Source organism: Microbacterium sp. 71-23 (assembly GCF_001897265.1).
Taxonomy (GTDB): Bacteria; Actinomycetota; Actinomycetes; order Actinomycetales; family Microbacteriaceae; genus Microbacterium; species Microbacterium ginsengisoli.
Map to the genome: position 1 here is coordinate 227,130 of NZ_MKSL01000008.1, position 12,430 is coordinate 239,559.

At 71.7% G+C, this 12,430-nt stretch carries 10 protein-coding genes; 2 read left to right on the forward strand and 8 right to left on the reverse strand.

What is annotated here, in order from left to right; genetic code table 11:
• Positions 1-52 precede the first annotated feature (52 nt).
• Positions 53-883 (forward strand): FAD binding domain-containing protein, encoded by an 831-nt coding sequence (locus BGO15_RS01165; RefSeq protein WP_056206238.1) that lies wholly within the window; start codon positions 53-55, stop codon positions 881-883.
• On the forward strand, positions 880-3,684 hold the full coding sequence (locus tag BGO15_RS01170; RefSeq protein ID WP_056519687.1) for a molybdopterin-dependent oxidoreductase: 2,805 nt from the start codon (positions 880-882) through the stop codon (positions 3,682-3,684). The genes BGO15_RS01165 and BGO15_RS01170 overlap by 4 nt, the downstream gene beginning before the upstream one ends.
• A 3-nt stretch (positions 3,685-3,687) precedes the next feature.
• Here BGO15_RS01170 and BGO15_RS01175 read toward each other — a convergent pair whose 3' ends face one another.
• From BGO15_RS01175 to BGO15_RS01210, 8 genes are all read right to left on the reverse strand, one after another.
• A complete protein-coding gene (locus tag BGO15_RS01175) occupies positions 3,688-4,305 on the reverse strand; it encodes an XRE family transcriptional regulator (protein WP_235557460.1) in 618 nt (205 codons plus the stop codon).
• A 3-nt stretch (positions 4,306-4,308) separates the two neighbouring features.
• Complete coding sequence (locus BGO15_RS01180) at positions 4,309-5,175, reverse strand: ABC transporter permease (RefSeq protein WP_045247995.1); 867 nt, start codon at positions 5,173-5,175, stop codon at positions 4,309-4,311.
• Positions 5,172-5,999, reverse strand: a complete 828-nt coding sequence (locus tag BGO15_RS01185) for an ABC transporter permease (RefSeq protein WP_082482961.1) — start codon at positions 5,997-5,999, stop codon at positions 5,172-5,174. The genes BGO15_RS01180 and BGO15_RS01185 overlap by 4 nt, the downstream gene beginning before the upstream one ends.
• Positions 5,989-6,810 carry an ABC transporter ATP-binding protein gene (locus BGO15_RS01190; RefSeq protein WP_235557459.1) on the reverse strand — a complete coding sequence of 274 codons (822 nt, stop codon included), beginning with the start codon at positions 6,808-6,810 and terminating at the stop codon, positions 5,989-5,991. The genes BGO15_RS01185 and BGO15_RS01190 overlap by 11 nt, the downstream gene beginning before the upstream one ends.
• 28 nt (positions 6,811-6,838) lie before the next feature.
• A complete protein-coding gene (locus BGO15_RS01195; protein WP_045247993.1) occupies positions 6,839-7,930 on the reverse strand; it encodes an ABC transporter substrate-binding protein in 1,092 nt (363 codons plus the stop codon).
• Between the two features lie 188 nt (positions 7,931-8,118).
• Complete coding sequence (locus BGO15_RS01200; protein WP_056206235.1) at positions 8,119-9,438, reverse strand: allantoate amidohydrolase; 1,320 nt, start codon at positions 9,436-9,438, stop codon at positions 8,119-8,121.
• Positions 9,435-10,622, reverse strand: coding sequence for a pyridoxal-phosphate-dependent aminotransferase family protein (locus BGO15_RS01205; RefSeq protein WP_082486394.1), 1,188 nt, complete (start codon positions 10,620-10,622; stop codon positions 9,435-9,437). Before BGO15_RS01205 ends, BGO15_RS01200 begins: the two co-directional genes overlap by 4 nt.
• A gap of 38 nt (positions 10,623-10,660) precedes the next feature.
• A complete protein-coding gene (locus tag BGO15_RS01210) occupies positions 10,661-12,256 on the reverse strand; it encodes an AtzH-like domain-containing protein (RefSeq protein ID WP_235557458.1) in 1,596 nt (531 codons plus the stop codon).
• Between the last annotated feature and the right edge of the window lie 174 nt (positions 12,257-12,430).

Consider the following 12,430-nt stretch of genomic DNA (forward strand, 5'->3'; position numbering starts at 1 on the left):
GCGAAACACCCGCGAAACCGCGGTTTGGTTTGCTGGGTCACGGAGGAATGTTGTGGACATCAACACGGTCGAGAGCTATCGGCTCGCGCGCACCCGCGGCGACCTCGCCCTCGCGCCGGGCGAGGTGATCTTCGCGGGCGGCACGTGGCTGATGAGCGAACCGCAGCCCGAGACATCCGGGTTCGTCGATATCACCGCGATGGACTGGCCCTTCCTCGAGATCTCCGCCGACGGCCTGCGCATCGGCGCGACCTGCCCGATCGCCCACCTCGTCGCGTGGGCCGAGGGACGGGGCAGCGAGCCCGTGCCCGCCGACTGGACGGCCGCGCACCTCGCCGCCGACGGCGCACACGCGCTGCTCGCGTCGTTCAAGATCTGGAACTCCGCGACCGTCGGCGGCAACGTCTGCCGCTCGTTCGCCGCGGCCGGCATGGTGTCGTTCGCTGTCGCCCTCGACGCCGTCGCGTGGGTGTGGCGCCCCGACGGCACCGACCTGCGACTGCCCGTGAGCGAGCTCGTCACGGGCAACGGCGAGAACACCCTCGCGGCCGGCGAGGTGCTGCGGGCGATCGAGATCCCCGCGTACGCCCTGCGCTCCCGGGCGCGCCTGCAGAAGATCGCGCTCGCCGAGCTCGGGCGCTCGGGTGCCGTCGTGACCGGCCGCGTCGACCCCGACGGCGCGAGCGTCTTCGCGATCACGGCGGCGACGCTGCATCCGGTCGTGCGACGGTTCCCGTCACTGCCGGATGCCGCGGCCCTCGCCGCCGCGGTCGAATCGGCGCCGTCGTACTACACCGACCCGCTCGGGCCGGCCGACTGGCGCCGCGGCGTGAGCCGTGCGCTCGCGGAGCGCATCCGCATCGAGCTGGAGGCGGGCGCATGAGGTTCACCGTCGACGGCACCCCGCGCGACGCCGAGCCGCGGGCGGGACAGTGCCTGCGCACGCTGCTGCGGGAGACCGGCGCGACGAGCGTAAAGAAGGGATGCGACGCCGGCGACTGCGGCGCCTGCTCCGTGCTCGTCGACGGCACGCCTGTGCACTCGTGCATCACCCCGGCGCACCGCGCCCAGGGGCGGGAGGTCACGACGGCGGCGGGGCTCGCGCCCGGCGACGAGCTGCATCCGGTGCAGGAGGCGCTCGTCGAGCACTTCGGATTCCAGTGCGGGTTCTGCACGCCCGGCATGAGCGTGACCGCGTCGACCTTCGACGCCGACGACGTCGACGACCTCGACCGGCGCCTCAAGGGCAACCTGTGCCGCTGCACCGGGTACCGGCCGATCCGCGAGGCCGTCCACGAGGCGGTGCTCGGCCCGGTGCGGGAGACCGGGGCCGGCTACGCGGGCGGCGGTGCGGCCCCGGGCGCCGACACGTCCCCCGCCCCGACAGCGGGGGCGGACGGCGTCGGCCGCTCGGTGCGCCCCGCGCCCGCCCGGCGCGTGGTGCAGGGTCTCGAACCGTACACGTTCGACGAGCCTGTGCCCGGATCGCTCGTGCTGCGCGTGATCGGCTCGCCGCACGCGCACGCGCGCATCCGCTCGATCGACACCGCCGCCGCCCGCGCGGTGCCCGGGGTCGTGGCCGTCTTCACGCACGAGGACGCGCCCGCCGTGCACTACTCGACGGGCCGTCACGAGCACCGCACCGACGACCCCGACGACACGCTGCTGCTCGACACCGTCGTGCGGCACGTCGGGCAGCGGGTCGCGGCGGTCGTCGCCGAGACCGCCGGCGCCGCCGAGGCGGCCTGCCGTCTCATCGAGGTCGACTACGAGGTGCTCCCCGCGGTGCTCGACCCGGAGGCGGCCCGCGCACCCGGCGCCCCGCTGCTGCACGCCGACCGCACCCCCGCCGACCGGGTCGCCGAACCCCACCGCAACGTCATCGCGTCGCTGCACGAGGGGCACGGCGGCGACATCGACGCGGCCCTCGCAGAGAGCGCCGTCACCGTGTCGGGCACGTGGCGCACGCAGCGCGTCTCGCACGCGCAGCTCGAGACCCACGGCTGCGTCGGCTGGCTCGACGACGACGGCCGCCTCGTCATCCGCTCGTCCACACAGGTGCCGTTCCTCACGCGCGACGAGATCGCGCACATCTTCGACCTCGACCCCGACCGGGTGCGCGTGCACACGGCGCGTGTGGGCGGCGGCTTCGGCGGCAAGCAGGAGATCTTCGCCGAGGACCTCGTCGCGCTCGCCGTGCTGCGCACCGGCCGCCCGGTCGCCTACGAGTTCAGCCGCGCCGAGGAGTTCCAGCGCACGTCGGTGCGGCATCCGATGCGGGTGGCGGTGACCCTCGGGGCGGATGCCGCAGGCACCCTCACCGCGATGAAGATCGACCTGCTGAGCGACACCGGCGCCTACGGCAACCACGCCATCGGGGTGATGTTCCACTCGCTCGCCGAGTCGACCACGATCTACCGCGCCCCGGTGCGTCGCCTCGACGCCGAGGTCGTCTACACGAACAACGTGCCCTCGGGGGCGTTCCGCGGCTACGGCCTCGGGCAGGTCGTGCTCGCGGTGGAGTCCGCGATGGACATGCTCGCCGAACGTCTCGACATCGACCCGTTCGACCTGCGGCGCCGCAACGCCGTCGTCGAGGGCGACAACCTGCACCCCGACCAGGACGAGTACGAATCCGACCTCGTCTGGGGCAGCTACGGCCTCGACCAGTGCCTCGACCTCGCCCAGGGCGCCCTCGAGCGCGGCAACGGCGTCGACGCTCCCGACGGCTGGCTCGTCGGCGAGGGGATGGCCGCGGCGATGATCGCCACGATGGCCCCGCGCGGACACATCGCCCACACCACGGCGACGCTCCGGCCCGACGGCACCTACGTGCTGCGCGCCGGCACGGTGGAGTTCGGCAACGGCACCCACACGGTGCTGCGGCAGATCGCGGCATCCGTCTTCGATGTCGGCTTCGACCGCCTCGAGGCCCGCTTCGCCGACACCGACGAGGTGCGGCACGACACCGGCGCGTTCGCGTCGGCGGGCATCACCGTGACCGGCAAGGCGCTGCATGCCGCATGCCTGACGCTGCGTGATCGAATGCGGCTCACTGCCGCCGCGCTCACAGGCACCGACGAGTCGGCGGCCGTGGTGACCGGCGACGGGGTGCGCACCCCTGCGCGGATCGTCGGCTTCGGCGAGCTCGTGGCCGCGGCGCCCGCTGCGGAGCGCACCGAGGAGGGGCTCGTCGGCGACGGTGCCGAGTACGGCGACCTGCGCTCGCTCGCCTTCAACGTGCACGCGACCCGGGTGGCCGTCGACCCCGAGACCGGCACCGTGCGCATCCTGCAGAACATCCAGTCGGCCGACGCCGGCTTCGTCATGAACCCGGCGCAGTGCCGCGGCCAGATCGAGGGCGGCGTCGCCCAGGGGGTCGGCAGCGCGCTCTACGAGGAGGTCATGATCGGCGACGACGGCCGGGTGATCAACCCGGTCTTCCGCACCTACCGCGTGCCGCAGTCCGCCGACGTGCCCGACACCGAGGTGCTGTTCGCGTCGACGAACGACGACCTCGGCCCCTTCGGCGCCAAGTCGATGAGCGAGTCGCCCTACAACCCCGTGTCGGCGGCGATCGGCAACGCGATCAGCCGCGCGATCGGGGTGCGCGTGTTCGAGCAGCCGTTCTCGCGCGACCGCGTGTGGCGGGCCCTGCAGGCCGGTGACGCGGGCAGCCGGTGACGCTCAGTCGGTCGCGGCGGAGTGCGGCGGCCGCTGCTTGACGATCAGCAGCCGGAACGGTGCGCCGTCAGCCGACCACGTGCGGTGGGCGACGCCGCCGGCGTAGTACGACGAGTCGCCCACGCCGAGCTCGGTCACCTCGCCGTCGAGGTCGAGGCACACACGTCCGTCGAGCACGTAGGAGAACTCGTCCTCCGCGTGGGCGAAGTAGTCGCCGGGAGCGGTGTTGTCGGCCGCGTAGACCATCGGATGGAACGGGCGCACCGGGTGGGCCAGCAGCCTCCCCGACCCGACGGCGAAGTCGGCTTCGAGGTCTCCGCCGGCGCCGCGGTGCACCTCGGTCGCCGGCACGTCGGCAGTCGGCGCCTCGGCCGCGGCGATCAGCTCGAGCGGGCTCGTGCCGAGCGCCACCGCGATGCGGCGCAGTGATCCGAGGCTCGGTTGGGCGAGTCCGCGCTCCAGCTGGCTGAGGAACGGATGCGACAGCTCGGTCGCGGTCGCGAGCTGCACGAGGGTGAGCCCGCGGGCCTTGCGCAGTCCGCGCACGTGCGCGCCGAGCAGTCCCGCCGCAAGCAGATCGGATGCCGCGGCACCCCCGACGATCGCGGGTTCGGCGCTCACGCGCTACACGCCCCGCTGGCCCTGCATGCCCATCCTGGCCAGCACCACGTTCTCGATGATCTGGATGACGTTGTAGAGCACGAGCGCGACGGCGGTGACCCCGGCGATCGACGCCCAGACGGCGTTGTACTGCGCCTGCGACAGGTAGCCGCCGATGCTGCCGCCGACACCGCCGCCGACCGCCAGCCATTCGGCGAGCAGTGCGCCCGTGATGGCGCCGGGCACGGAGATGCGCACGGCCGCGAAGAACGCCGGGAGCGACGAGGGCATCGCGACCTTCATGAGGCGCGCGAACGAGCCGCCGCCGTAGACGGTGACGAGGTCGTTCATCTGCGGTGCGGCGGATTTCAGGCCGAACGAGATGTTCACGAGCGCCGGGAAGAGCACCACGATGCCGCCGATCACCGCGATCGACCAGACCTCGCGACCGAAGATGAGGATGATCACGGGTGCCATGGCGACCAGCGGCACCGACCTCAGCAGCATGGCGATCGGCATGAGCGCGTGCTCGGCGCCCTTGCTCAGCTGGAAGATCATGGCACCGACGAGGGCGACGAGGAGGCCCGCGATGAAGCCGACGACCGAGTGGGCGAGGGTCTCGCCGATGGTCGCGAAGATCTTGTCGCGGTTGGTCGCCGCGGCGGGAACCACGAACAGGTAGTTCCAGACGTCGAGCGGGCCCTTCGCGACGAACTTGGAGACGTTCAGCAGCGACAGGGCGCCGGCCCACAGCACGATGACCGCGACGATGGTGCCGACGAAGTTCACGACGCTCCACAGCAGCGCGCGCAGCACGCTGCGCCGCGCCTGGGCGCGCAGGGTACGGGTGAGGTCGGTGGCGGACTCGGATGCCGCGACGGCCGTCGTCATGAGCGCCCCTTCGACCAGGGCGCGATCGCCCGCGAGATGAACCCGACGAGCACGTAGCCGAGCATCGCCACGAGACCGCTCAGCAGCGCGATCGCCCACACCTGGGGCGCATTGAGCTGCTGCTGCGCGATGACCATGATCACACCGACGCCCACTTCGACCTTGCCGAAGAACTCACCGAGCACGGCGCCGAGGAACGCGGCCGGAACGGCGATCTGCAGGGCGTTGAGGATTGCGGGAAGGGCGGCGATGAGACGCACCTTCACCAGCTGCGTGAACTTCGACCCACCGTAGACCGTGACCACGTCGAGGCTCGACTTGTCGGCCGACTTGAGGCCGAGCAGCGCTCCGACGACGGTCGTGAAGAAGACCGAGAGGGCGGCGAGGAAGATCGCGGTGCCCGAGGGCTGCCCGATCGGCGGGGCGCCGATGAGCACCACGGCGATCTGGCCGAGCGCGACGATCGGAACGCAGTAGGTGAGGATCGCCAGCTGCATCGCGACCGACTCGAGGCGCGGGACGACGAGCACGACGGCCGCGAGGAGCAGCGCGAGCACGTTGCCCCAGAGGTATCCGATGCCCGCTTCCGCGAGGGTCACGGCGAAGTTCTTCGCGTAGAAGTCCCACCCGGTCTGCGCGATAGTGACGACGACCTCGAGCGGCGTCGGGATCGGCCGCAGGCCGGTCGGGGTGACCCAGGCGAGCCCGACGATCCACCACACGATCACGAGGGCGACGCCCCCGATGAGCCCCGTCATCCACGGCGGGAGACGGACGTCCTCGAACGTGACGCCGCGGCCCTTCGTCGGGGAGTCAGTGGTCATCGGTGGCTGCGCCTCCCGCGCCGAACAGCAGATCGGACGCGTGATCGACGTAGGCGTGGAACTCCGGGGTGCGCATCATCTCGGGGGTGCGCGGGCGGGGGAGGTCGATCGTCATGACCTCCTTGATGCGTCCGGGCCGCGGGCTCATGACCGCGACCTGGTCGGAGAGGAAGATCGCCTCGGAGATGCCGTGCGTCACGAGCAGGGTCGTCGCGGGCTTCTCGGTCCAGATGCGCAGCAGCTCGAGGTTCAGGCGCTGCCGGGTCATGTCGTCGAGCGCGCCGAACGGCTCGTCGAACAGCAGCACCTGCGGCTTGAGGATGAGGGAGCGGGCGATCGAGACGCGCTGGCGCATGCCGCCCGACAGCTGCGCGGGCTTGGCCTTCTCGAAGCCCTTGAGACCGACGAGCTCGATCATCTCGGTGACGTAGTCGTTGTCGACCTTCTGTCCCGCGATCTCGAACGGAAGGCGGATGTTCGACAGCACGCTGCGCCACGGCATGAGGGCCGAGTCCTGGAAGGCGATGCCGAGCTTGTGGTCGCGGCGGAGCTCCTTGGGGCTCTTGCCGTCGACGCGAGTGGTTCCGCTGGTGGGCTGCTCGAGCCCCGCCAGGATGCGCAAGATCGTCGACTTGCCGCATCCTGACGGGCCGAGCAGCGACAGGAACGTGCCCTGTGCGGTGTGGAGGTTGGCGTCCTGCAGCGCGACCACGTTCTTGCGGCCGGTCGTGAAGACCTTGTTCAGTGCGGTGATCTGAAGGCCGGTGCCCAGGTTGTCCTGGGCACCGGTCACGACAGCGGGCTGCGTCACGACGCTCTTCTCCGTGTGGTGGTGCTGATTACTTGGCGTACTTCACGAGGCCGGGGTTCTCCTGGTAGACCTCGGTGAGCAGCGACATGTCGAACAGGTCGGAGGCCTTCAGGGTGATGCCGGCGCCCGAGAGCGACTTGATGGTTGCATCCTGCAGGGTCTGCGAGATGGTGAACAGGCCGTTCTGCGCGGTCTCGTCGGAGACGACGAGCTTCTGCGCCTGCTCGGTCGCACCGGCGATCGAGTTGGTCAGGTCGAGTCCGAGGTCCTTGCCGTAGGTGTTGACGGCGAGCTCGGCGCCGGCCTGCGGGTTGTTGACCGCGTCGGACCAGCCCTGGATCTCCGCCTTCAGGAACGCCTTCAGCTTGTCGCGGTTCTTCGCGATCTGGTCGTCGGTCGTCGTGATGGTCTCGGCGACGAACGGCAGGCCGTTGTCGGCGAACGGGAGGTTCGCGACGCTGTAGCCCTTGGCGGCCACGGTGATCGACTCGTTCGTGAGGTAGGCGATGTAGCCGTCGATCTCACCGGAGAGCAGCGGCGCCGGGTCGTACTGCACGGGCACGACGGTCAGGTCGCTCTCGCTCATGCCGTTGGCTGCGAGGAACGCGTCGAACAGTGCCTTGTTCGAGTCCTGCACGCCGATCTTCTTGCCCTTGAGGTCCGAGGGCTTGGTGATGTTGCCCTTGTCGGCCAGCGAGAGCACCGTGAACGGGTTCTTCTGGTAGGTCGTGCCGATGATCTTCAGCGGCGCGCCCTCCGAGGCGACGACCGAACCGATCGAGACGGCGTCGGAGAGGGCCACATCGGCCTTGCCCGAGAGCAGCTCGCTCGCACCGGTCGAGGGGCCGGGGGTCATGTTGACCTTCGAGAAGCCGGCGGCGGTGAAGTAGCCGTTCGCGTCGGCGAGGAACTCGCCCGAGAACTCCTCGTTCTTGATCCACGACAGCTGCAGGTTCAGCTCGCCGTAGGTGCCGGGGGCGACCGAGGCGGCGCCGGTCGACGTGGGGGCCGTCGTGCTCGACGAGCTCGACGAGCAGGCGGACAGGGCGACGGCCGACACGGCGACCGCCGCAAGGGCGACCGCCGCGCGCAGCGCGCGCTTCGAGGTGCGGATGTTCATATGCTGTGTCTCCAGATGCTGAGTGCGTCGGGTCGGGACTCGTCTCTCACGTACCCGCCGGGTGCTCTGGGAACGACGAGGCAGCGGCGCAAGGGGCGACTCACTCGACGCTAGGCGATGGAGATTTCATCAACATCCGCTCGAATGTTTCCGCGGCGTTACGCGTCGCTTCGAACCGGAGTCGGTGATCAGTGGCGCTCGTGGCCGAGGAGCACCACTGATTCTGCCAGCGCCCGGATGCCCGCGGCGACGTCGGCGGCGCTGACCGCCTCATCGGGATGGTGGCTGATGCCGTCGGGGTTGCGGAGGAACAGCATTCCGACGTCGGTGATCGCCCCGATCGTCATCGCATCGTGACCTGCCCGCGAGAAGATCGTCGCCGGATCGGATGCCCCGGGGGCGCCGGTCGCGCCGATGCCCTCGCGCACGACGTCCTGCAGCAGCGGCGCGCACATGACCGCGGCGGCGTTGTGCACCTCGCGTGAGCGCCATCGCAGGCCGCGGCGACCCATGATGCCGTCGAGCTCGCGGGAGATCTCGTCGAACACGCGGTCGCGTTCGCCGTCGAACTCGCCGCGCAGGTCAAGGGAGAAGTGGGTCTCGCCGGGGACGATGTTGACCGCCCCGGGGAAGGCCTCGAACTGGCCGACCGTGCCGATGATGTGATGCTCGGTGCGGCAGATGCGCTCGATAGCGAGCGCCGCCTCGCTCGCACCGAGCAGGGCGTCACGGCGCATGTCATAGGGAGTTCCGCCCGCGTGCCGGGCCTCGCCCTCGACGACGAGCTGGAAGCGGCGAGCCGACGCGATCGACGACACCACGGCGAGGGCCTCCCCCCGCCGGTCGAGTTCCGGGCCTTGCTCGATGTGCGCCTCGAGGTAGCCCACGAGGCTGTCGGGGCGTCGCGCGGCCTCACCGATGCGTCCGGGGTCGAGTCCGAACTCGAGGAAGGCCTGGCGCAGAGTGGTGCCCGCGGCATCCGTCAGCGCCCACCAGTCGTCGTTCCACAGTCCCGCGACCGCCGACGACCCGAGGAGCGCCTTGCCGAAGCGGGTGCCCTCCTCGTCGCTGAAGGCGACGACCTCGATCGCGAACGGGAACGGCGAGCGCCATGCACTGTCGCTGTCGCCCGCGGGCACGCGCAGCAGACGCACGATCTCGAGGCCCATGAGCACGCCCACGATGCCGTCGTAGCGCCCCGCGTCGGGCACGGTGTCGAGATGCGAGCCGATGAGGAGCGCGGGAGCGTCGGAGATCACCGCGCCCGACGGATCGAGCACATCCAGGCGGCCGAGCTGGTTGCCCGCGGCATCCTGTCGGGTGCGCATGCCGAGCTCGCGCATCCACTCCGCGGCGAGACGGTTCACTCGGGCGTGCTCCGCCGACAGGTAGACGCGCTCGATGCCCTGGTCGGCGGCGCTGACCCGGGCGAGCTCGTCGCAGCGGTTCATGACGCGCCTCGCCGCGGCCGCGATGCGGTCGGGCGAGCCGAGGGACGGCAGCGTCACGCGGGCGCCCCCGCGAACACGTCGCGCGCCGCCTCGACACCGCCGCCCACGGGCACGGCCGCGCCGAAGCGCCGCAGCACGCTCTCGAGCGCCGCGAGGGTGGTGAGCACGGCGTCCTTGCGGGCGTTGTAGCCCATCGTGCCGATGCGCCACACGCGACCGTGCAGCGGACCGAACGACGTGCCGATCTCGATGCCGAAGTCGTCGAGCAGCGCGGCGCGGGCGACGTCTCCCGGAACCCCCTCGGGGATCTCCACCGCGACCACGTTCGCCATCTTGTGGGCGACGTCGCCGAAGACCGTCAGCCCCAGCGCCTCGACGCCGGCGAGCATGGCGTCACCCGCGAGCCGGTGGCGCGCGATGACCGCGTCGCGGCCCTCGCCCAGCAGCACGCGCGCGCACTCGCGGGCGGCGTAGAGCATGCTCGTCGCCTCGGTGTGGTGGTTGAGCCGGCGCGGACCCCAGTAGTCGAGGATCATGCCGAGATCGAAGTAGTTCGAGCGCACGAAATCGGATGCCGCGGCATCCCCCTCCTCGCGGATGCCGGCCTCCACGCGGCTGCGCGAGCGGACCACCTCGACCGCGCGGGGCGACAGCGTGATCGGCGCCGACCCGGACGGACCGCCGAGGCACTTCTGCAGGCCGGCGGTGGCGGCATCCAGCCCCCAGGCATCGGCCTCGAACGGGTTGCCGCCGAGCGACGCGGTCGCGTCGGAGTAGAACAGCACGCCGTGGCGGGCGCAGATCGCGCCGATCTCGTCGAGCGGCTGGTTCATGGTGGTCGAGGTGTCGCCCTGCACGAGGGCGAGCAGGGTGGGCTTGACCCGCACGATGGCCTCTTCGATGGCCGACGGGGTGAACACCTGGCCCCAGGCGGTCTCGATCGTGTGCACCTCCGCGAGCGCACGCTCGGCGATCTCGGCGAGCAGGTGCCCGAACCGCCCGAACACGGGCACGAGCACCCGGTCGCCCGGGCGCACGAGCGAGACGATCGCCGCCTCGATGCCGGCACGCGAGGTGCCGTCTATGAGCAGGGTCGCCTCGTTGCCTGTCGCCCAGACCTCGCGGTAGAGCTGTTGGGTCTCGGCCATCGCCTGCGTCATGAACGGGTCGTACTGCCCGACGAGCGGCGCCGACATGGCCCGCAGCACGCTCGGGTACGCCGAGATGGGGCCGGGCCCCATCAGCAGGCGCGCGGGCGGGTCGATCGGGCCGGGGAGTGTCACGGGAGGTCCTTTCGGAGGGCGAGGCCGGCGGCGAGACGACGCGCGAAGCGCACCAGCGCGACATCCGTGCCCGGCCGGGAGACGAAGCAGACGCCGACGGGGGCGGGTCCGAGCTGCGAGGGCACGGTGAGCAGCGGCACCGAGATCGCGGGCGCGCCGCCGACGGCGGCGGGGGCGGTCATGCGCAGGGTCGCCTGGCGCACCGCGTCGACGCGGTCGCCGTCGGAGGTGCGCATGGGCGCGGGGCCGGGCACGGTCGGCAGCACCAGCACGGCGTCGCGTACCAGACTCTGCACGTGGTCGCGGAGCGGCTCGAGGGCGGCGCGTGCCGCGGTCTCGTCGTCGCGGGTGACGGATGCCGCGATGCGGAACCGTTCGGCGACGGCGGCGCCCAGCGCGGTCGGGTGCGCGCGCACCCACTCGGCGTTGTTGCGCCAGGCCTCGGCGCCCTGCACGGTGCGGAACGCGGCCAGGTAGTCGTCGAGGGATCCGACGCTGACCCGGCGAAGGCTCGGCGCGTCATCGAGGCCGGCGATGCGGGCGAGCAGCGCCTCGAAGGCCGCACGGGTCTCGGGCTCGGCGGCCTCGACGATCTCGTCGGGCACGAGCAGGCGGGCGGGCAGATCGGCGCCCGACTCGCCGAAGACGCTCTCGGTCGAGGTCGACCCGTCGTAGCTCAGCGACCAGTCGACGACCCGCTGCAGGGTGTCGCCGTCGCGGGTGAGCCAGCCGATCGTGTCGAACGACTGGGCGAGGGGCAGCAGCCCCTGGCGCGGCACGAGACCGTGGGTCGTGCGCAGTCCCCAGAGCCCCTGGTAGGAGGCGGGAACACGGATGGAGCCGGCCGTGTCGGTCGCGAGCCCCACCGACGCCTGCCCGGTGGCGACGGCCGTCGCCGGGCCGCTCGACGACCCGCCGGGCAGGGCACCAGCGAGGGCGCCGTTGGGCGGGGTGCCGTAATGGGCGTTGTCGCCGGCGATCGAATAGGCGAACTCGTCGGTGCGGGCGATTCCCCGCAGCGACGCCCCGCCGCGCAGCAGCTCCGACACGGCGGCGGCGTTCGCCGTCTCGGGGCGGGCCGTCTCGAGGAAGGTCGGGTTGCCGGCACCGATGCGATAGCCCTTGATGGCGAAGAGGTCCTTGACGGCGACGGTGAGACCGTCGAGCGGCCCCTCCCATGCGCCCTGCAGCAGCGGGTCGCCGACCGAGCGCCACACCGACCGGTCGAGCGCCTGCGCGCGCGGGGTGACATGGGCCGCGGTGATCATCCAGCGGCCGTCGAGGCGCTCCCAGATCTGCGTCTGCAGGCCGGTGCCGCCGCCGCGGTAGCGCGAGATCGACACGAGCAGCGCGACATCCGGCGCCAGCTCTCGGTACTCGATGCGCTCGATCTCGCGCGGCGGCACCCCGCCCCGCACCCCGCGGAACGCGCTGATCGCGTCGTGACCGACGAGCAGGCCCGCCGCGTCGCCGCGGAGGGTGCCGGGTCCGGGGGCGAACAGCTCGTCGAGCACGGCGAGATCGTTGTCGAGGATCGCCCGCTCGTACCGGTCGAACGCGGTGAAGAGGGCATCGGGGATGTCGCGGCTCACGGCACCCCCGGGGCATCCGTGGTCGTGGCCTGTGCCGCGCCCGCGACCCTGGCCGCGGCGCGCGCGACCCTCGCCGTGAGAACAGGCGAACTCTCGTGCACAGGACGCTTCGTCACGTGTGGTCCTGTTCCGGCGCGTTCTCCTGCGGTCCAGCCGCGGCAGCCGCGGCGGGCG